Here is an 18766-nt window from a genome sequence, read left to right on the forward strand (position 1 = left end):
ATGTCGCCTTCCCCAGTCAGCCAACCGCCAGCTCACACCAATATTGACCTGCGGGCACTTAATTTGTGTATCTCGTCCCGACAGTGAAAGGCAAATATCACGGAAAGGAAAGCCGCGCCAAACCCGACGTGGAACTGACGATACCTATGCCCTACCCCCTTTGCCTGCCCGAATTTTCACGGCATAAGGGGCGAACACCAAACCGGGGGGGCAGATGTCAGGCGCATCCATTTTGAAACGTTGTGAAGATATGGGGCTGCGCATGACCGACCAGCGCCGCGTGATTGCGCGTGTGCTAGAGGATGCCCATCACGACCACCCGGATGTGGAAGAGCTGCATGCCCGCGCCTCGGCAGTCGACAATCGCATCTCACTGGCGACCGTCTATCGTACTGTGAAACTGTTCGAGGAAGCCGGCATTCTGGTGAAGAACGAGTTTGGCGATGGGCGGGCGCGCTATGAAAGCGCGGATCGTGACCACCACGACCATCTGATTGATCTGACCACTGGCGAAGTGATCGAGTTTCTCGACCCTGAAATCGAAGCGCTTCAGGAAAAGATCGCCGCCAAGCTGGGTTATGAGCTGAAGGGCCACCGGCTGGAACTTTACGGCGTGCGCAAAAAAGACTGAAGCGCGCCGTCTATCACGTGTTGTGATTGAACATATCAAAGAATCCCCCCTTGTCGCGTTTGGGCAAATCGGGTTCTGTCGCCTGAAGACCTAGATGGACCTGAAAATGCAAAACATTCGCGGCATTCTGTTTGTAATCTTCTCGATGGCGGTTTTTGCCGGCGAAGATGCGTTCATCAAGTCGATGTCGCGCGGCATTCCCGTGTCCGAAGTGCTGATCTTTCTGGGGCTTGGCGGGATGATCGCATTCGGCACGTTAACCTTTATACAGCGCGGCACGCTGGCCCCGCTGGTGCACCGCGACATGCGCTCGCCTCTGATGTTGTGGCGCAATGCGTCCGAGGCCGTGGCCGCCATGTTCTTCATCACGGCCCTGTCGCTGGTGCCCCTGTCCACGGTCGCGGCCGTCTTCCAAGCCACGCCGCTTGCCATCACCGCAGGGGCGGCACTGTTTCTGGGCGAACAGGTCGGCTGGCGACGTTGGAGCGCCATCGGCCTAGGCTTTATCGGTGTCTTGATCATCATCCGGCCCGGAGGTGACGCCTTCCAACTTGCTGCTCTTCTGCCCCTGGGCGCGGTGATCACCATCGCATTGCGCGATCTGTTGACCCGGCAAATGGATCCGTCGATCCCATCCCTCAGCGTCGCCTTCTATGGCTTTTTCGCCGTCATCCCAGCCGGGCTTTTGCTGGCTCCAATCAACGATCCTTTCGTGATACCGCAAGGCGTCGAATGGGCATATATGCTGGGCGCGATCGTCTGTGGCGTGTCGGGATACTATGCCATCGTGCAGGCGATGCGGATTGCCGAAACCTCGATCATCATGCCGTTTCGATACATGCGGCTGATCTTTTCGATGGCGCTTGGCATGTTGGTCTTCTCCGAACGCCCGGATTTCTGGACCTATGTGGGGGCCACCATCGTTATCGGCACTGGCGCCTACACATTCTGGCGTGAACAACGCGCCCGCGCGCGCTAACATTCCCCTGCGCTGTTGCCCGAGACGGCCTGACGCGCTAAAGACGCCTCAACTGAAGTTTTCTTCTTATTGGGAGCGCTAACATGAGCACCATCATTGATATTCTCGCCCGTGAAATTCTGGACAGCCGCGGCAACCCCACCGTCGAAGTGGACGTGATCCTTGAAGACGGCACGCTGGGCCGCGCTGCTGTGCCCTCGGGCGCGTCAACCGGTGCCCACGAAGCCGTAGAAAAGCGTGACGGCGACAAGTCGCGCTACATGGGCAAGGGCGTTCTGGCCGCTGTCGAAGCCGTAAATGGCGAGATTGCCGAGATGCTGATCGGTTTCGACGCGACCGAGCAGGAAGCCATCGATGCCGCCATGTGCGAGCTGGACGGCACCCCCAACAAAGGCCGCTTGGGCGCAAACGCCATTCTGGGCGTGTCGCTGGCCGTGGCGAAAGCTGCTGCCGATGCTTCGGCCCTGCCGCTTTACCGCTATGTTGGCGGTGCTTCAGCCCGCGTTCTGCCTGTGCCTATGATGAACATCATCAATGGCGGTGAACATGCCGACAACCCGATCGACATTCAGGAATTCATGATCATGCCCGTTTCGGCCGCGAACATCCGCGAAGCCGTGCGCATGGGATCGGAAGTCTTCCACACTCTGAAAAAAGAGCTGTCCGCCGCTGGCCTGTCCACCGGCATCGGCGACGAAGGCGGCTTTGCCCCCAATATCGGCTCGACCCGTGACGCGCTCGACTTCATCATGAGCTCGATCGAAAAGGCTGGCTATAAGCCCGGTGAGGACATCTATCTGGCCCTCGATTGCGCCGCGACCGAATACTACAAGGACGGCAAATACGTTCTTGCTGGCGAAGGAAAATCGCTGTCCAGCGAAGAGAACGCCGCGTACCTGAAAGCGCTGTGTGACGACTATCCGATCATCTCGATCGAAGATGGCATGGACGAAGACGATTGGGATGGCTGGATCGCCCTGACCAATGCCATTGGCGACAAGGTGCAGCTGGTGGGCGACGACCTGTTTGTAACCAACCCCGAGCGTCTGGCGATGGGCATCGAAAAAGGTGCTGCGAACTCGATGCTGGTGAAGGTGAACCAGATCGGGTCGCTGTCGGAAACGCTGAAAGCCGTCGACATGGCCCACCGCGCTCGCATGACCAACGTCATGTCGCACCGCTCGGGCGAGACCGAGGACGCCACCATCGCAGACCTTGCTGTCGCCACCAATTGCGGCCAGATCAAAACCGGCTCGCTGGCCCGTTCGGACCGGTTGGCGAAGTACAACCAGCTGATCCGCATCGAGGAAAGCCTGGGCGCGACTGCTGAATATGCGGGGCGCAGCATTCTGAAGTGATGTCCATGAAATCAAGGATCACCCCAAACCTAAGGACCGCATTCCTAAAGGCCATGGTGATCCTTGGCCCCTCCTATTTCGTCGCGTTTTTGACGGACAAGATGGTTTATGTTGTTCCAACCTTGGCAGCGGCAGGGATCTTCGCGTCAACTATCGAAACACGCGACGTGAATCGACTTCTCGATGAAGGCGGAGATCAGCATGACGACAATCACCAACAGTTGGATTCTTAAACCAACGGCTGCACCATAATAGTCAGGCCGGGGATTTCCCCGGCCTTTTTTCTGCGCCCACATGACAACTTCGTCATCCCGGTTGCTCCACGCCGGTCAGCGCCTAAACTTCCTCCATGGCAAGTATTGCGCAATATCAGGTTCATCTCATTCTGCTCTGTTTTGCTGTGGGCGCGTTGGGTGCTGCGTTCCTGTTTCGCAAACCGCCCGGCCACGCAGCGTGGAAACTGGCGGATTTGGTCTGGGTGCTTTTGGGCGGGCTTGGTGCGCTGATTGCCATCTTCGCGGGGCTTTACACGGCGGACAGCTCGCGGCTGGATCGGCAGATCGACGTGGCCTATACGGTCACGCGGGCCTTTGACGGGGACGCGGCGCGGTTTCGGCTGCGGTATTGCGAGGGCGCGGAGGATGCGGATCTTCTCACCCTTTGTGAAAAGATCGAGTTCCTGTCTGCTTCGACCGCCGCCAATGCAGATCTGCCCTTGTTTATCGAAGTCACGCAGTCCGCCGCCCCGCTTGCGAGCCTCAGCTTTCTGCTTGGCAAACGCGCGACCGCCCGCGAGGAGGAAATGCAGGACATGCGCGCGCAAGCCGACGCGTTCAGCATCGAGCGTTTCCTTGTATTCGCAGCCACCGACAACAAGACCAAAACCGCCGCCACCGCCCTTGCCCCAACCCGTCCCGAAGTTGTGGGCGATTTCAACGTGCTGGCGCGCGCCTATGAAGATCTGGTGACCGAGGTCGGCGCGCTGAAGAACGAATGGGAATATCTGCAACAGCACGCGGGCATTCTGATCTGGCAGGTCATTGCGCTGTGCATGGTCAGCTTCGCGGCCCCCTTCCGGCTGGGAAAATCCATCACCGAACTGCGCCACAGTTTGTGATGGGCAGGTTGTGATGGTCGCGGTACAGCGCAGTTGCGCGCGTTCTTAAAATCGCGGGCAACGTGCCGCGGCGTGCGCACGGACTGTCGCAGGATGCGCATCACCACTTGTCCAAGTGCACCCTCATGCGCATGCTGGCCCAAGGACGCGCACAAGGAATTTGATATGAAGGTTTTAAGATCCATCGCCCACTCTTTCATTAAGCGCGCCGAGCGCCGGGTGGGCGTGCAGTTCGACTATATCCACGCGATTGCGAACACGGATATTGGCTTGCTGTCGCGCTATAACCGGTTGTTTGGCTTTCTGGACCCGCGCAAACACCTGCCAGCCGAGGCTTACCACGCCGCCCGTCTGCGCGGGGCGTTGGCGGCCGATTGTGGCACCTGTGTCGAGGCCGAGATCAATCTGGCCCTGTCTGCTGGGCTTTCGAAAAACTGGATCAAGGATGTGCTGTCGGGCACAGGCGACGGCCCTATTGCCGAGGTCATTGCCCTGACCGATGCAGTGGTGCGCGACCGGGCCGATCTGCCCGAGGCCCGCGACGCCATTATCTCTGCCTATGGACAGGCAGGCTTGATCGAGCTGAGTTTTGCCATGAACGGCGCGGCCCTTCTTCCCGGCGTCAATCGCGCGATGGGATATGCGACCGCCTGTAACCTGTCGATGATGAGCAAACTGGCATGACCCCAGACCAGATCATTCAACACCTGAACCTCTCCCCGCATCCTGAAGGCGGGCATTATCGCCAGACTTGGGTGGACGGCGACGCCGATGGGCGCCCCAGCGGCACCTGCATCTATTTTCTGTTGAAGAAGGGCGAGCGCAGCCATTGGCACCGCGTCGACGCGACCGAGATTTGGCTTTACCACGCAGGCGCACCTTTGGTGTTGTCCATGGCAGAAGGCGATCAAGGTCCAGCGGTCGAGCATATGCTGGGTCCGGATCTGGCTGCGAGCCATACCCCGCAGATCATCGTTCCAAAGGACCACTGGCAAGCGGCGCGCACGACCGGCGCCTTTACGCTGGTCAGTTGCACCGTTTCGCCGGGGTTTCAGTTCGAGGGCTTCACACTGGCCGAACCGAGGTTCGACATTCCGACAGGTTGATTACGAACCGCCCAACAGGACTGTGGACACCGGCACCATCGCGACCGAGCTGACGCGGTTCCCCACGCTCCATTCGATCAAAGCGGCAATGGTCTGTGGCACCGCATGGCCCATCAGGATCACACCGTCCTCTTGATCGGCCTTGAAGGCGGCATTGTCCAGAAAACGTCGGATCACCTTGTTGTCTTCACCTGCGCCGTCCAGCTCGCGGAAGATCAGCCCAGCGGGCACGCCAGTTTTAATCGCGTTTTTGTGCCCCGTGTTGAGCCCCGCGGGCTGGGTGATCAACCCATGTCCCGACGCCACAAGGATTTCAGCGATCTGGCGCGACAGCGGCGCGTTGGTCTGAAAGCCGATGTCCGGCGACATATAGACCGCAACCCCTTGGTCCAGCTTGGATTGCTGCACCTGAAAGTTCACTTCGGCATCCGTCGGGGTTGCCGCGGGCGGCAGCCCCGCTTGAATGACCAGCTCGGCCCCGGCATCACGATAGAAAGCAATCGCCTCGTCCAGATCGGGGGCGTTCACATCTACGATGACACTGACAGGAAATGGCAAGCTGTCGAGCCCTTGCAGCTGGGCACGCTCGGGGCCCATGTCTTTCAGCACAATCGCCATCAGGGGGCGACCTTGCGTGTCGCCCGCAGGCACCGCGTTACGTTCGATTGCCAGAGGCGAATTTGATTGATCGGATCTCGGGGTCTGCAAGGCGGCCTCGTCATCGCCCCCCTGTCCTTCCCCGCCCGGGGTCAGGTCATTTGTGCCAATGCTGGGCAGACGGTTTGTGGTCACACCAGTGGCCTGATCTTCCAGCGGAGCCACCGACGTGCCCAATCCGCTTTGCTGATCGTTGGTCACTTCCGGCTCGGCAGTTTCGGGTTCGGTAACGTCCGGTTCGGCCACATCGGGTGCTGTCTCGGGTTCGGGCGCGGTTTCAGGTTCGGGTGCGGTTTCAGGTTCGGGTGCAGGTTCGGGGACCAAGGCGCTTTCGGTATCGGCACCATCGTCCGCGACCGATGGCTCTTCTTCAGGTGTGGCCGTTTCCGGAGCGTCAGCTTCGGTGGGAGTGTCGGTATTTCCTTCTGGAGCGTCAGTGCTTTCTGTGGTCACATCTTCGGTAACCGGATCGGCAACCGGGGTTTCCGCCTCGACCGGTGCAACCGGCGCGGCGCCCATTTCGACCTTCGGCAACATCGGAGACACCAACGCCAACCCAACAGCAGACACAACACCGCCAGAAATCACACCTGTAAGGAAGCCTTTTGCCATGGCTGCTACCCCCAATTTGCTCAATTGATACCGCGCCGCTCTTGACCCTCGGCGCTTGCCTGGACCATGTATAGCCCGACAAGGGCTTTTCGTAACCCCTTCTGATACAACTTTGGCGAAAGGCCGCAAGATGATCCTGCTGATCGACAATTATGACAGCTTTACCTACAACCTCGTCCATTATTTTGGCGAGCTTGGGGCCGATGTGGTTGTCCGCCGCAACGACGCGCTGAACGTGCAAGAGGCGATGGGCATGGGCGCAGATGGGATCGTTTTGTCCCCCGGCCCCTGTGACCCGGCACAGGCGGGCATCTGCCTGCCTTTGACCTTGGCCGCAGCCGAGGCGAAAGTGCCTCTGTTCGGTGTATGTCTGGGCCACCAGACGATTGGCGAGGCGTTCGGCGGCGATGTCATCCGCGCGCCTGAAATCGTACATGGCAAGATGGGCACCGTTCTTCACGAAGGCAAAGGCGTGTTCGAGGGCTTACCGTCACCGCTTCAGGCCACGCGCTATCACTCGCTGGTGGTGGATCGCGCCACCCTGCCAGATAGCCTCGAGATCACGGCCGAGCTGGACAATGGCTTGATCATGGGCCTGCGCCATAAAGAGCTGAACATTGAAGGCGTACAGTTCCACCCCGAAAGTATCCGGTCCGAACACGGCCACGCGATGCTGGAAAACTTCCTCAAGAAAACAAAGGTGCCGGCATGAGCGACGCGATGAAACCTCTGATCTACGCCGCAACCGAAGGCCCGCTGTCGCGCGCCCAAGCCGAGGCTGCATTCGAGGAGCTTTTTGAAGGCCGCGCCACCCCTGCCCAGATCGGTGCGCTTCTGGCTGCCATGCGGGCACGTGGGGAAAGCGTTGCGGAGTATTCGGCCGCAGCTGCCGTCATGCGCGCGAAATGCGCCAAGGTGAACGCGCCTAAAGGGGCGATGGACATTGTGGGCACGGGCGGCGACGGGATGGGCACGCTGAATATCTCGACCGCGACGGCGTTTGTTGTGGCGGGCGCAGGCGTCACGGTCGCCAAACACGGCAATCGTAATCTGTCGTCAAAATCCGGCGCAGCGGATGCGTTGACGGAAATGGGCGTGAACGTCATGGTCGGCGCAGACGTCGCCGAGCGCGCGATCAACGAAGTCGGTATCGGCTTCATGATGGCCCCGATGCACCACCCCGCAATGAAACACGTCATGCCGGTCCGTCAAGAAATGGGCTGCAAGACCATCTTCAACATCCTTGGCCCGCTGACAAACCCCGCTGGTGCCAAACGCCAGTTGACCGGTGCTTTTGCGGCTGACCTGATCTTCCCAATGGCCGAGACCCTGCAAGCGCTGGGATCTGAAAAAGCGTGGTTGGTCCACGGTGCGGACGGGATGGACGAGATTTCGATCACCGGGGCAACCTCGGTTGCGGCGCTTGAAGATGGCAAGATCCACGCCCGCGAGATCCACCCAGAAGATGCAGGGCTGCCCGTGCATCCTCTGGCGTCCATTCTGGGCGGAGAACCCGCTGAAAACGCCGTCGCATTCCGCGCCCTTCTCGACGGAGAGGCCTCGGCTTATCGTGATGCAGTTCTGTTCAACGCCGCCGCGGCGTTGGTCGTGGCCGACAAGGTGGACGATCTGAAATCGGGTGTCGAGATGGCCGCCGAAAGCATCGATAGTGGCGCTGCGAAAGCCAAGATCGAAGCGCTGGCCGCCCTGACCTCGGCCGCCTGACTTGCCCCTGCCCCCTCAAGGAACTAGACCAAGCCCATGAGCACCGTTCTGGATAAAATCAAAGCCTACAAACTTGAACATGTGGCCGCGTGCAAAACCGTTCGCCCCCTGTCCGAGGTCGAGGCCGCCGCCCGCGCCGCAAGCCCCACCCGTGGCTTTGCAGACTCCCTGATGAAAGACGCCGAAAACGGCTATGGCCTGATCGCCGAAGTTAAAAAGGCCAGCCCCTCTAAGGGCTTGATCCGCGAAGACTTCAACCCGCCCGAGATCGCCAAAGCCTATGAAGCTGGCGGCGCGTCCTGCCTGTCGGTCCTGACCGATGCACCGTCCTTCCAAGGGGCTGACGAATTCCTTGTGGCCGCGCGGTCCGCCGTGTCGCTGCCAGCGCTGCGCAAGGATTTCATGTATGACACCTATCAGGTCGCCGAGGCCCGCGCCTTAGGCGCAGACTGCATCCTGATCATCATGGCTTCGGTCGAAGACACCCAAGCACAAGAGCTTGAAGACGCAGCTTTTTCTTGGGGCATGGACGTTCTGGTAGAAGTCCACGACGAAGAAGAGTTGGAACGTGCCACGATCCTGAAATCCCCTCTTCTGGGCGTCAACAACCGCAACCTGAAAACGTTTGAGACCACACTCGACACCACCCGCCGCCTATCGAAACTGGCGGGCAGCGAACGTCATCTGGTCTGCGAAAGTGGCCTTTTCACCCCGCAGGATCTGGCTGACATGGCCGCGCACGGCGCCCGCAGCTTTCTGATCGGCGAAAGCCTGATGCGTCAGGACGATGTTCAGGCCGCAACCCGCGCGATCCTTGCTGACCCGGTGCCCGCATGAGCGACAGCCCCCTGACCCATTTCGACGCTGAAGGACAGGCGCATATGGTCGATGTCTCGGACAAGGCTGTGACCGATCGCGTTGCGCTGGCCGAGGGCTTCGTGCGCATGACGCCGGACACTTTGGCGCTGGTGACGTCCGGCACCGCCAAGAAAGGCGACGTTCTGGGCATTGCGCGACTGGCGGGGATTATGGGGGCCAAGAAGACCTCGGACCTGATCCCGCTGTGCCATCCGCTGCCGATCACCAAGGTCGCGCTGGAGCTTGAACCGCAGCCCGACTTGCCCGGCGTGCGCATAACAGCGACCGTGAAGACTGGTGGCCAGACAGGCGTTGAAATGGAGGCACTGACTGCCGTTTCGACCGCTTGCCTGACGGTCTATGACATGCTGAAAGCGGCCGAGAAGGGCATGGAGATCACGGGAATTCGCCTTCTGCGCAAAGAAGGCGGGAAATCAGGGATTTACACGGCAGATTCTGGGGCAGACTGATGATCACTGTGAACGAGGCTTTGGACGCAATCTTCGATCTGGTCACGCCTTGTGGAACAGAAAATGTGACACTGGCCGAGGCCGCTGGCCGCGCCCTTGCCGCCCCCGTCACCGCGACCCGATTGCAACCGCCCTTTGCCGCCTCGGCCATGGATGGCTATGCGCTGAACGGCGTGGAAGCCGACCCCGAAGCGATGTTCCGCGTGATTGGCGAAAGCGCGGCTGGTCATGGATATGAAGGGCGCGTTGGTTCCGGTGAATGCGTCCGCATCTTCACCGGCGCGCCCCTGCCTGAAGGCACCAATCGCGTCATCATTCAGGAAGATGTAAGCCGCAAAGGCAATCTAATCACCCTCGCCCGAAAGCTTGACGAAGGCCCCCATGTGCGCCCTGCCGGAGCGGACTTCAAACCCGGCGACACGATCCCTGCCCCGCGCGTTTTGACGCCCGCCGATCTGGCGCTGGCGGCCGCGATGAACGTGCCCGACCTAACCGTTTCCCGCAAACCTGTCGTGGCGCTTTTGGCCACCGGGGACGAGCTGGTCATGCCGGGCGAGGAACCGGGCCCGGATCAGATCATCGCCTCGAACAGTTTCGGCCTGAAAGCTCTGATCGAGGCGAACGGAGGCCACGCCCGCATGCTTCCCATCGCGCGCGACAATGCAGAAAGCCTGCGCACCGCGCTGGAGCTGGCAGCGGATGCAGATCTGATCGTCACCATCGGCGGTGCATCCGTCGGCGATCACGACATCGTTGGAGATGTGGCGGCCGAGATGGGCATGGATCAGAGCTTTTACAAAGTTCTGATGCGCCCCGGAAAGCCGCTTATGGCGGGCCGTATGGGCGATGCTGTGATGATCGGCCTGCCCGGAAATCCCGTCTCTTCAATGGTTTGCGGCCATGTCTTCCTTGTGCCTGCGCTGCGCGCCATGCAAGGACTGGGCGAAGCCGCTGCCCCGCGTTTCTCGGCCACGCTTGCCGCGGATATCAGCCCAAATGGCCCGCGCGAACACTATATGCGAGCCCGGGTCGAGAACGGCGAGATTACCGTTTTCGACAGCCAAGACAGTGCCCTTCTGTCCGTTCTGGCGCAAGCCAACGCGCTTTTGGTGCGCCCCGTGTCCGCCCCGGCGCTGACAGCAGGCGCGCAAGTCGATTACCTTCCGATCTGAGCACTTTCCTGTCCCACCGCCATGCTTGACACAAAAAGGGAACAGGGGTAGAACATAGCTTGAACGCCCCGCGACGAGGGCTTTGGGCAGAAGGTAGCATATCACTCCTTGCGCCTTCATGAACGAGGACGGAGGAACGCAGATATGCTGACCCGCAAGCAGTTGGAACTTCTGGAATTTATTCACATCCGCATGCAAAAAGACGGCGTATCGCCCTCTTTTGACGAGATGAAAGAGGCGCTGGACCTGCGCTCGAAGTCCGGTATTCACCGCCTGATCACAGCGCTTGAGGAACGTGGGTTTATCCGCCGCCTTGCCCACCGCGCCCGCGCGATCGAGATCGTGAAACTGCCTGAAACCATGGAAAATTCTGGCCGCGCCGGGTTTGAACCGCGTGTGGTGGATGGGGGCCGTCCTGAAAGCACGCCCGCAACCGCGATGCCGCTGGACGCGCTTGGCGTGAACGAACTGCCACTTCTTGGCCGGATCGCCGCTGGTGAGCCGATCGAGGCAATCACCGACGGGGCGCACCATGTGTCCGTCCCCGGTGCGATGTTGGGTGCTGGCGGGCGTCACTATGCGCTTGAAGTTAAAGGCGACAGTATGATCGAGGCGGGCATCAACAACGGCGATGTTGTGGTGATCCGAGAGACCAACCAAGCCGACAATGGCGACATCGTTGTCGCACAAGTGGACGGGTACGAGGCCACGCTGAAACGCTTCCGTAAGAACGGCGATATGATCGCGCTTGAAGCGGCAAATCCTGCCTATGAAACCCGCCTTTTGCCGGAAGGCCAGGTGAAGGTGCAGGGTAAACTGGTCGGGTTGATCCGCACCTATTAAGGCGCGGCAGCAGCCACGAACAAAAAAGCCCGGATCATACCGGGCTTTTCTAATTTGGTCTGTGGCCTTCGACTAGCTGAGTTTGGACAGTTTCGACTGAAGCTCGACCAGCTGTTTTTTAATTTTGTCCAGCTCGTCAGCGTCCCCGGACTTCTCGTCCGCTTCGCCTTCTTGAGCCGGGCCAGATGATCCGGAAAAGCCGCCCATCATCGCTTTCATAAAGGCTTCTTGCTGCGCCTGCATCGCTTCGAACCCCGGCATATTTGCCATCGGGTTCCCCATCGTGCCAAGGTTTTCCATCATCTTCGACTGCCCATCGCGCAGCATTTCAAAGCTGGCGGCCAGAAATTGCGGCACGACGCTTTGCGCCTGCGTGGTATAGGACCGAACCAGATCGGTCAGCACATCCACGGGCAGGACGTTTTCGCCCCGGCTTTCATGTTCGGCAATGATTTGCAGCAGATACTGACGTGTCAGGTCATCGCCCGACTTCAGGTCGATGATCTGAACCTCGCGCCCATCGCGGATGAAGCCCGCAATGTCGTCCAAGGTCACGTAATCGGACGTTTCCGTATTATAAAGCCGCCGACTGGCATAACGCTTGATCAGCAGCGCGTCCTGAGACTTGGTCATGTTACTTCTCCCCGCAGAAATTCATCTTTCTGCACCGCAAAAGCCTAGCAGCGCGGGACATAAAGGCAAGACTTTTGCTCAAATTGTATGCATAGGCCCAAAAAAGGAAAAGGACGGGCCAATGACCCGTCCTTCAGGAAGTTGCCGGGGGGAGGAGTGCTCCGGCAGATATCCTAGCTTATTTCGCAGTTGCCTTTTTGGCAGCTTTCGAAACTTCGTCGGTTGCTTTTTTGACAGCAGCCTGAGCTTCTTCGCCCATCTCTTTGCCAGCAGCCATCATCAGCTCAACGGTTTCAGCCTGAACTTTTTTGGCAACTTCAGCGAAAGCAGCCATATTTTCGGCAGCCAGTTCGGCCTGAGCCGAAGCGAAGTCGGTCATGGCTTTCGAGTAGTCAGCTGCTTCTTCTTTAGCAGTCGCAACATCGCCCATTTTGGCCAGAGTTTCTTTGGTCCACTTGGTCGAGATCTCGGCCGATTTGTCAGCAGCCTGCAGCGCTACGTTCGACAGTTTCTCGCCCAGGGCGGCCTGGTTTTTGAAAGCGTCCTGAGCAACGGTCATGTCCAGCGGGAAGTTAGCCATCATGTCCTGGAACATTTTGGTGAAGTCTTGAGTCTTAGTCATTTCAAAGCTCCTAGAGTTTCGGGGGCGCCGGGAGGAAGCGCCGGTCTGTTTCTGAGGAACAATATGTATGCTGCAGTGCAGCAAATCAAGTTTTTTCTGCACTGCAGCATGTAACAATTTTAAGTTGTTGGTTTCCAAGCCTTTAAAGACGGCTATTCCTTGGGAACCGCCTTTACGTATGTGCCGGGTGCTGGCGCAAGCGGCTTATGGGTCGAATCACCCGGCTGTCGCGCATCAACCTTTTTGCCCGACTTTTTCGCCAGCCATTTATCCCAGCGGCCCCACCACGATCCCTCGTGAAAGCTGGCACCTTCCAGCCAATCCGCGGACGCTTCGGGCCAATCTTCATTGGTATAGTGGCCGTACTTCTTCTTGGAAGGCGGGTTCACGATCCCGGCGATATGGCCGCTTTCCGAAAGGATAAAGGTCTTGTCCTTGCCCGACATCTTCCGCATCCCGTTATAGGATGACTTCCACGCGGCGATGTGGTCGGTCTCGCACGCGATGGCGCAAATCGGGGTATCCACGTCCGACAGGGCCAGATGTTCGCCCAGCAGCTCGAAGTCGCCACGCGCGAATTCATCGTTCTGACACAGGCCGCGCAGATACTCGACCGTCATCTTTGCAGGCAGATTGGTGCTGTCGCCATTCCAATAGAGCAGATCAAAGGCCGGGGGCGTCTTGCCAAGCATATAGCTGTTGATCGCGGGACCATAGATCAGGTCATTAGGCCGCAGATACGAAAAAGTGCGCGACATGAAGAAACTGTCCAGATAGCCGCTTTCGTTCACCTCTTCCTCGATGCCGTCGATAAAGTCGTCATCCAGAAACACGCCAACCTCGCCCTGATCCGAGAAATCGGTGAGCGTGGTAAAGAAGGTGGCCGAGTTGATAGACTTGTCGCCGCGCTTCTTCATCAGCGCCAGCGTCAGGGACAGCGTCGTGCCCGCGATGCAATAGCCGACCACGTTCACTTTCTTCTGTCCGGTGATCTCTTTCACCTCGCGGATTGCAGCCATATAGCCGTCTTCCACATAATCCCCCAGCCCCACATCGCGATAGGACGCGTCCGGGTTGACCCAGCTGACCACGAACAGCGTATAGCCCTGATCGACGATCCATTTGATCAGGCTATTCTGTTCCTTCAGGTCCATGATGTAGAACTTGTTGATCCAGGGCGGGAAGATGATCAGAGGGCGCGCGTACACCTTTTCGGTCGTGGGCGTGTACTGGATCAGCTCCAACATGCGGTTGCGATAGATTACCTCGCCAGGAGTGGTGGCGATATTGGCGCCGACCTCAAAGGCGCTTTCGTCAACCAGCTTGACCAAAAGCTCGCCATCATTGGCCTCAAGATCTGTCACAAGGTTTTCCAACCCATCGACCAGAGACTGGCCGTTGGTCTCAATCGCGCGTTCCATCGCGTCGGGGTTGGTGCCCAGAAAATTTGTCGGGCTCATCATGTCGATCATCTGCTGGGTAAAGAACTCCATCCGCTTGCGTTCATCCGCATCCAGCCCTTCAACTTGCTGCAACGAGTCCGACATTGCATCCGAGGTGATCTGATACTGCCGCTTCAGATAGTTGAAGTAAGGGTGCGTTTCCCAAAGGGGGTTGGAGAAACGGCGGTCCTTGGGGGCGTGATCTTCGGGGGCCTTGAATTCGCCCGACAACAGCGCCGATTGCGCTTCGACGGCATGTTCCAAGGTTTTACCCCAGAAGGCGGCCTGCTGTTCGATCATTTTGGCGGGGTTGGCCATCATGTCCGACATCATCGAACTGGCCGCTTTCATATAGAAATCCTGCCCCGGCCCCTGAAGACTGGCGCGCACTGGTTTGTGATGCGACATGATCTCGCCCAGACGGGTGGTTAGCGCTTCAATCTTAGCTAGATTCGCGCCCAATTCGCTTATTTCCAGCACCTCAGATGACGAACTTTCCTTTTGATCTGTTGTCATAGATCGAATTCCCCCCTATCCTTTCGCTGGTGCAGCATTACAAAAACCGCATATGTTTACGACTATGCGAATGCAGGCGCGAAAAAGCAAAGGCTAATTAGGGGGCAGCACATGCGTTACATGGCGACCTACGACCTGATGGAAACCATCCGCAACACGAATCAGTGGCTTGGGGCCACGGCGGCTGCGATGGGGTCCTACCCAGCAACAGCGTTGTTTCCCAGCCCGGTCTTCCAAATGATGGCCGCTTGGGGTGAAGTGACCGAGCGCAGCTTTCACCGCATGATTGTAAAGCCCGACTGGGGCATCACCAGCGTCGTGGCAGAAGACGGCCGCGATCACGTGGTTCAAATTGAAAAACTGGTCGAACGTCCCTTTGGTGACCTGATCCAGTTCAAGGTGTTGGGCCGCCCAGAAAAAGCACGCCGCGTTATGCTGGTCGCGCCCATGTCTGGCCACTATGCAACCCTGCTGCATTCCACCGTTGCCAGCCTTCTTCCCGATGCCGAGGTTTATGTGACCGACTGGCACAACGCCCGCGACATCCCTGTCAGCGAAGGCAAGTTCGACGTCGAAGATTACACCCTTTATCTGGTGGATTTCATGCGCCACCTTGGCCCCGACATCAACGTCGTGGCCGTGTGCCAACCGGCCCCGCTGACACTGGCCGCCACCGCCTATTTGGCCGAGATTGATCCCGAGGCGCAGCCGCAAACCCTGACCTTGATTGGCGGCCCGATCAACCCGGACGCCGCCGCCACCGACGTAACCGACTTTGGCCGCCGCGTGACGATGGGCCAGCTGGAAGAACTGGCGATCCAGCGCGTGGGCTTCAAATATGACGGCGCGGGCCGCTTGGTGTATCCGGGCCTTCTGCAGTTGGCTGGTTTCATGTCGATGAACTCGGAAACGCACTCGAAAGCCTTTGCTGACCAAATCATGCGCGTCGCCAAGGGCGAAGCTTCTGACCATGACAAGCACAATCGCTTCTATGACGAGTATCTTGCCGTCATGGACATGACCGCGGAATTCTATCTGTCCACGGTCGAGCGGATCTTTAAAAACTGCGAGATCGCCAAGAACGAATTCGTCGTCGATGGCCACAAGATCGACATTGGAAAGATCACCGATGTTGCGGTGAAAACCGTCGAAGGCACCAAAGATGACATCACCGCACCGGGCCAGTGCATCGCCGCTTTGGACATGCTGACAGGCCTGCCCGACGACAAAAAGGCCAGCCACGTCGAAGACGGCGCGGGCCATTACGGTATCTTCGCGGGCAAAAGCTGGCGTAACAATATCCGTCCGCTGGTTCTGGACTTCATCGACCAGAACGCCGGACGTCACGCGGCACAAGCCGCCAAGAAAAAGGCTGCCAAGAAAGGCAAGCCGGTTGCATTGAAAGCGGTTAAGAAGGCTGCAAGCTAAGCCCTTCTACATTCCAGAAACACAAAAACGCGCCTGCCCTTCAGCATGGCGCGTTTTTTTCATGTCCTGTGGTCAGGCCTCAGGCAATGGCGCGTTCGCGCAGTTGAAGCGGCAGCTCCATCCATGCGCGCAGACCGATGTTCACGTGTTCGGGCGTTTCCAGCGTCGGCAGATGGCCTGCCTCGGGCAGGATCACAAGCTCGGCGTCTTGAATCAGCCCGGCCATGGTTTCATGACGCTTGGGTGGGGTCAGCGTATCATGCCCGCCGCACATTACCATCGTGGGGATTTTCAACCGTTGCAACGCGCGTTGCGCGTCCGGCCTGCGTTGCAGTGCACGGGTCTGGCGTACAAAAACCTCGGGGCCCATATCGCGGGCCATTTGATATACAAGCTCTAGAATCTTCAGGCGGTTCTCGGTCGGTGCCAGACAATCGGGCGAGAAAGCCTCGGCCATCGCCTGATCCAAACGGCCAATATTGGCATGCACAATCTGAGGTTCCCGCCAAGCGGCCTGTTCGGGACTGTCGGACAAGGGTGTGGTCGAGATTAGCGCCAATCGGTTCACCCGATCGGGCGCGCGCCGGGTCATCTCCATCGCGACGATGCCGCCAAGACTTAACCCCGCCAGCGCAAAGCGCGTGGGCAATTGGTCCAACAGGCGCGACGCTATTTCGCGCACGGTTTCGCCTTGCGTCGGCGCGGCAACGATAACCGTGTGATCCCGTGATAGGTCGTTGATTTGCGGCCCGAAAACGCGCGCGTCGCACATCATCCCGGGTATCAAAACCAGAGGTTCCCTCATGCCTGCCTCGTATATTTTTTGTCTTCTTTAGCAGAACTGTGAGGGCAGGCCCGGATGGGCGCAAGTTATAACCCGCGCGCCCAGTCCAGAATTTTTGCGACCGTGGGATCTGTGCCATTCGGGCTGGCAATGTCGCCCGCCAGAACATGTGCCGAAGGCTCGATCCCCGGCCCCGGTTCAACCACATACCGGTGCACGATTCCGCCCCAACCTGCGGCGACTTTTTCCGTCGCCTCGGCAGACACCACCTGATCCGCCTTGGAATAGATGAACAGTGCAGGGACTTTCACGATCCCATAGCTTGAGTTCACGGCAGATTTCACCATCGCCGCCATCGGCATCAACGCAGTTGTGGGATAGCTTTCGGTCCAGAACTGGGCCTGCCTGTCGTTCATCGGCCTAAACCCACGCGTCGCGCCCGTCACCAACGGCACCCAATGGCGGGCAGCTGGGAAGGTTAGAAGCGGTGCGGCGCTGTGGTTGATCCCAAAATTGGGCGAGATGAAGGTAATCCCCTTCACGCTCTGCGATGCCACCTCGTCAAACATGCCCAGCGCTGCGATCGTGCCCCCGGTCGAGGTCGCGATGATCAGCACTTCGTCCCCAATGGCGCGCCCGATGGCCATGGCCTCGGCGAAGTCGACCATCCAGTCGTTGACGGTGGGACCGTCCATCGCTTCGGCACTGCGGCCGTGACCCGCCAGACGGGCGTTGTAAAGGTTGGCGCCCAGCCCTTCGGCCACGCGCTGTTGCACCGGGCTGATTTCTTGATGGCTGGCCGAGAAGCCGTGGATATAGACCACCGAAATCGGCGTCTTCTCCCCTGCCTCGCCCGCCCAAGTGATCTGTTTCTCGGTACCCTCTATCAGATCGTCAAACACCCCTTCCCGCCGCGCCAGATAGGCGTCGGGATCAGGGCCAATCGCGGCCGCGTCAAACTGAACGTTCAGGTCAACCGGTTCATAAGGGCCGATCACGAACAGGGCCGCAACAACAGCGGATACGCCCATCGCAGCGCGTAATGCGCCCCTCATGATGCACCACGGGCCAAGACGACCTTGACCATCTTTTGGATCGTGCGCAGGCATTCGTCGTCCGAGAACCGATGATCTGCCCCTTTCACAAGGATCAGACGGATGTCATCGCCCTCGGCATGCTCCAACAGCTTAACGGCTTGCGAAGTCGGAACCGCATCATCTTCGGTCCCCTGAAGGAAACGCACGGGCATATCCAACTTAAGCGGCGAGCGCAGAACAAAGTTCTCGCGCCCATCTGCGATCAGACGTTTGGTGATAATATAATCTTCGTCATAGTCAGAGGGGATCGACAGGAACCCTTCCCGCTCCATTTCAGCCTTTTGGTCATCCGTGAAGCCAGCCCAGTATCCGTCCTCGGTAAAGTCAGGTGCGGCGGCGATGGTAACAAGCCCCATGATCCGATCAGGCCGGGCGCGCGATAGCAAAAGCGACTGCCAACCGCCCATCGAACTGCCCACGGCCAAGATCGGCCCCTCGATCAGCTTGTCCACGACTTCCAGCGTGTCTTCATGCCAATCGCCAATGCTGCCTTCTGCAAACTCACCCGAGCTGACACCGTGGCCCGAGTAATCAAACCGCAGAAACGCGTGGCCCTGTTCCTTCGCCCACGCCTCAAGCGCGACGGCCTTAGTGCCTTCCATGTCCGATTTCAGGCCGGATAGGAAAACAATCGTCGGCCCCTGCCCCTCTGTTTTTACATAGGCAATGCGACGCCCCTGCGCCGTGTCGAGATATGCGGTCAATCTTCTGTCCTT

The 18766-nt window shown here is 58.9% G+C and carries 21 protein-coding genes; 14 read left to right on the forward strand and 7 right to left on the reverse strand.

Annotated features, from left to right (window positions below; all coding sequences use genetic code 11):
- Window positions 1-214 precede the first annotated feature (214 nt).
- The 7 genes from ACXAH3_RS05545 (at window position 215) to ACXAH3_RS05575 (ending at window position 5191) form a co-directional block, all read left to right on the forward strand.
- The gene (locus ACXAH3_RS05545; RefSeq protein WP_298907279.1) at window positions 215-631 is read left to right on the forward strand and encodes a Fur family transcriptional regulator; all 417 of its coding nucleotides are present in this window, start codon (window positions 215-217) and stop codon (window positions 629-631) included.
- Window positions 632-737: 106 nt separating this feature from the next.
- Window positions 738-1610: a DMT family transporter gene (locus ACXAH3_RS05550; RefSeq protein ID WP_474861052.1), complete on the forward strand. Its 873-nt coding sequence runs from the start codon at window positions 738-740 to the stop codon at window positions 1608-1610.
- An 83-nt stretch (window positions 1611-1693) separates the two neighbouring features.
- Window positions 1694-2968 (forward strand): phosphopyruvate hydratase, encoded by a 1275-nt coding sequence (gene eno, locus ACXAH3_RS05555; protein WP_474861053.1) that lies wholly within the window; start codon window positions 1694-1696, stop codon window positions 2966-2968.
- A 5-nt stretch (window positions 2969-2973) separates the two neighbouring features.
- Entirely contained in the window at window positions 2974-3201 is a 228-nt protein-coding gene (locus tag ACXAH3_RS05560; RefSeq protein ID WP_474861054.1) for a hypothetical protein, read from the forward strand.
- A 116-nt stretch (window positions 3202-3317) separates the two neighbouring features.
- Window positions 3318-4085, forward strand: a complete 768-nt coding sequence (locus ACXAH3_RS05565; RefSeq protein WP_474861055.1) for a hypothetical protein — start codon at window positions 3318-3320, stop codon at window positions 4083-4085.
- A 165-nt stretch (window positions 4086-4250) separates the two neighbouring features.
- Window positions 4251-4769 carry a hypothetical protein gene (locus ACXAH3_RS05570; protein ID WP_474861056.1) on the forward strand — a complete coding sequence of 173 codons (519 nt, stop codon included), beginning with the start codon at window positions 4251-4253 and terminating at the stop codon, window positions 4767-4769.
- A complete protein-coding gene (locus tag ACXAH3_RS05575; protein WP_474861057.1) occupies window positions 4766-5191 on the forward strand; it encodes a cupin domain-containing protein in 426 nt (141 codons plus the stop codon). Before ACXAH3_RS05570 ends, ACXAH3_RS05575 begins: the two co-directional genes overlap by 4 nt.
- Here ACXAH3_RS05575 and ACXAH3_RS05580 read toward each other — a convergent pair whose 3' ends face one another.
- Window positions 5192-6460, reverse strand: a complete 1269-nt coding sequence (locus tag ACXAH3_RS05580) for a divergent polysaccharide deacetylase family protein (protein WP_474861058.1) — start codon at window positions 6458-6460, stop codon at window positions 5192-5194.
- Window positions 6461-6590: 130 nt separating this feature from the next.
- Here ACXAH3_RS05580 and ACXAH3_RS05585 point away from each other — a divergent pair, with 130 nt between their 5' ends.
- The 6 genes from ACXAH3_RS05585 (at window position 6591) to lexA (ending at window position 11528) form a co-directional block, all read left to right on the forward strand.
- Window positions 6591-7172 (forward strand): anthranilate synthase component II, encoded by a 582-nt coding sequence (locus tag ACXAH3_RS05585; protein ID WP_474861059.1) that lies wholly within the window; start codon window positions 6591-6593, stop codon window positions 7170-7172.
- Window positions 7169-8185: an anthranilate phosphoribosyltransferase gene (gene trpD / locus ACXAH3_RS05590; RefSeq protein ID WP_474861060.1), complete on the forward strand. Its 1017-nt coding sequence runs from the start codon at window positions 7169-7171 to the stop codon at window positions 8183-8185. Before ACXAH3_RS05585 ends, trpD begins: the two co-directional genes overlap by 4 nt.
- A 36-nt stretch (window positions 8186-8221) precedes the next feature.
- Window positions 8222-9022, forward strand: coding sequence for an indole-3-glycerol phosphate synthase TrpC (trpC, locus tag ACXAH3_RS05595; RefSeq protein WP_474861061.1), 801 nt, complete (start codon window positions 8222-8224; stop codon window positions 9020-9022).
- On the forward strand, window positions 9019-9513 hold the full coding sequence (moaC, locus tag ACXAH3_RS05600; RefSeq protein WP_474861062.1) for a cyclic pyranopterin monophosphate synthase MoaC: 495 nt from the start codon (window positions 9019-9021) through the stop codon (window positions 9511-9513). Before trpC ends, moaC begins: the two co-directional genes overlap by 4 nt.
- Window positions 9513-10685: a molybdopterin molybdotransferase MoeA gene (locus ACXAH3_RS05605; RefSeq protein ID WP_474861063.1), complete on the forward strand. Its 1173-nt coding sequence runs from the start codon at window positions 9513-9515 to the stop codon at window positions 10683-10685. Before moaC ends, ACXAH3_RS05605 begins: the two co-directional genes overlap by 1 nt.
- Window positions 10686-10829: 144 nt before the next feature.
- Window positions 10830-11528 carry a transcriptional repressor LexA gene (gene lexA, locus ACXAH3_RS05610; protein WP_474861064.1) on the forward strand — a complete coding sequence of 233 codons (699 nt, stop codon included), beginning with the start codon at window positions 10830-10832 and terminating at the stop codon, window positions 11526-11528.
- A gap of 72 nt (window positions 11529-11600) precedes the next feature.
- On the opposite strand, the gene phaR is transcribed toward lexA, so the two are convergent.
- From phaR to ACXAH3_RS05625, 3 genes are all read right to left on the reverse strand, one after another.
- Window positions 11601-12161 (reverse strand): polyhydroxyalkanoate synthesis repressor PhaR, encoded by a 561-nt coding sequence (gene phaR / locus ACXAH3_RS05615; RefSeq protein ID WP_474861065.1) that lies wholly within the window; start codon window positions 12159-12161, stop codon window positions 11601-11603.
- Between the two features lie 178 nt (window positions 12162-12339).
- A complete protein-coding gene (locus ACXAH3_RS05620) occupies window positions 12340-12783 on the reverse strand; it encodes a phasin, PhaP (RefSeq protein ID WP_474861066.1) in 444 nt (147 codons plus the stop codon).
- A 152-nt stretch (window positions 12784-12935) separates the two neighbouring features.
- Window positions 12936-14741, reverse strand: coding sequence for a PHA/PHB synthase family protein (locus tag ACXAH3_RS05625; protein ID WP_474861067.1), 1806 nt, complete (start codon window positions 14739-14741; stop codon window positions 12936-12938).
- Window positions 14742-14852: 111 nt separating this feature from the next.
- Between ACXAH3_RS05625 and phaZ the strand changes: the two genes are divergently transcribed.
- The gene (gene phaZ, locus ACXAH3_RS05630; RefSeq protein ID WP_474861068.1) at window positions 14853-16169 is read left to right on the forward strand and encodes a polyhydroxyalkanoate depolymerase; all 1317 of its coding nucleotides are present in this window, start codon (window positions 14853-14855) and stop codon (window positions 16167-16169) included.
- A 79-nt stretch (window positions 16170-16248) separates the two neighbouring features.
- On the opposite strand, the gene ACXAH3_RS05635 is transcribed toward phaZ, so the two are convergent.
- The 3 genes from ACXAH3_RS05635 to ACXAH3_RS05645 form a co-directional block, all read right to left on the reverse strand.
- Window positions 16249-16974, reverse strand: coding sequence for an alpha/beta fold hydrolase (locus tag ACXAH3_RS05635; RefSeq protein WP_474861069.1), 726 nt, complete (start codon window positions 16972-16974; stop codon window positions 16249-16251).
- A 65-nt stretch (window positions 16975-17039) separates the two neighbouring features.
- Window positions 17040-18062 (reverse strand): alpha/beta hydrolase, encoded by a 1023-nt coding sequence (locus ACXAH3_RS05640; RefSeq protein WP_474861070.1) that lies wholly within the window; start codon window positions 18060-18062, stop codon window positions 17040-17042.
- Window positions 18005-18754, reverse strand: coding sequence for an alpha/beta fold hydrolase (locus tag ACXAH3_RS05645; protein ID WP_474861071.1), 750 nt, complete (start codon window positions 18752-18754; stop codon window positions 18005-18007). Before ACXAH3_RS05645 ends, ACXAH3_RS05640 begins: the two co-directional genes overlap by 58 nt.
- Between the last annotated feature and the right edge of the window lie 12 nt (window positions 18755-18766).

Source organism: Aliiroseovarius sp. ABM4_368 (genome assembly GCF_056161205.1).

Bases quoted from the DNA above. Each gene is read 5' to 3' on its own strand.
- ACXAH3_RS05545 (WP_298907279.1), top strand. From the start codon at position 215: ATGTCAGGCGCATCCATTTTGAAACGTTGTGAAGATATGGGGCTGCGC.
- ACXAH3_RS05550 (WP_474861052.1), top strand. From the start codon at position 738: ATGCAAAACATTCGCGGCATTCTGTTTGTAATCTTCTCGATGGCGGTT.
- eno (WP_474861053.1), top strand. From the start codon at position 1,694: ATGAGCACCATCATTGATATTCTCGCCCGTGAAATTCTGGACAGCCGC.
- ACXAH3_RS05560 (WP_474861054.1), top strand. From the start codon at position 2,974: ATGAAATCAAGGATCACCCCAAACCTAAGGACCGCATTCCTAAAGGCC.
- ACXAH3_RS05565 (WP_474861055.1), top strand. From the start codon at position 3,318: ATGGCAAGTATTGCGCAATATCAGGTTCATCTCATTCTGCTCTGTTTT.
- ACXAH3_RS05570 (WP_474861056.1), top strand. From the start codon at position 4,251: ATGAAGGTTTTAAGATCCATCGCCCACTCTTTCATTAAGCGCGCCGAG.
- ACXAH3_RS05575 (WP_474861057.1), top strand. From the start codon at position 4,766: ATGACCCCAGACCAGATCATTCAACACCTGAACCTCTCCCCGCATCCT.
- ACXAH3_RS05580 (WP_474861058.1), bottom strand. From the start codon at position 6,460: ATGGCAAAAGGCTTCCTTACAGGTGTGATTTCTGGCGGTGTTGTGTCT.
- ACXAH3_RS05585 (WP_474861059.1), top strand. From the start codon at position 6,591: ATGATCCTGCTGATCGACAATTATGACAGCTTTACCTACAACCTCGTC.
- trpD (WP_474861060.1), top strand. From the start codon at position 7,169: ATGAGCGACGCGATGAAACCTCTGATCTACGCCGCAACCGAAGGCCCG.
- trpC (WP_474861061.1), top strand. From the start codon at position 8,222: ATGAGCACCGTTCTGGATAAAATCAAAGCCTACAAACTTGAACATGTG.
- moaC (WP_474861062.1), top strand. From the start codon at position 9,019: ATGAGCGACAGCCCCCTGACCCATTTCGACGCTGAAGGACAGGCGCAT.
- ACXAH3_RS05605 (WP_474861063.1), top strand. From the start codon at position 9,513: ATGATCACTGTGAACGAGGCTTTGGACGCAATCTTCGATCTGGTCACG.
- lexA (WP_474861064.1), top strand. From the start codon at position 10,830: ATGCTGACCCGCAAGCAGTTGGAACTTCTGGAATTTATTCACATCCGC.
- phaR (WP_474861065.1), bottom strand. From the start codon at position 12,161: ATGACCAAGTCTCAGGACGCGCTGCTGATCAAGCGTTATGCCAGTCGG.
- ACXAH3_RS05620 (WP_474861066.1), bottom strand. From the start codon at position 12,783: ATGACTAAGACTCAAGACTTCACCAAAATGTTCCAGGACATGATGGCT.
- ACXAH3_RS05625 (WP_474861067.1), bottom strand. From the start codon at position 14,741: ATGACAACAGATCAAAAGGAAAGTTCGTCATCTGAGGTGCTGGAAATA.
- phaZ (WP_474861068.1), top strand. From the start codon at position 14,853: ATGCGTTACATGGCGACCTACGACCTGATGGAAACCATCCGCAACACG.
- ACXAH3_RS05635 (WP_474861069.1), bottom strand. From the start codon at position 16,974: ATGAGGGAACCTCTGGTTTTGATACCCGGGATGATGTGCGACGCGCGC.
- ACXAH3_RS05640 (WP_474861070.1), bottom strand. From the start codon at position 18,062: ATGCCTGCGCACGATCCAAAAGATGGTCAAGGTCGTCTTGGCCCGTGG.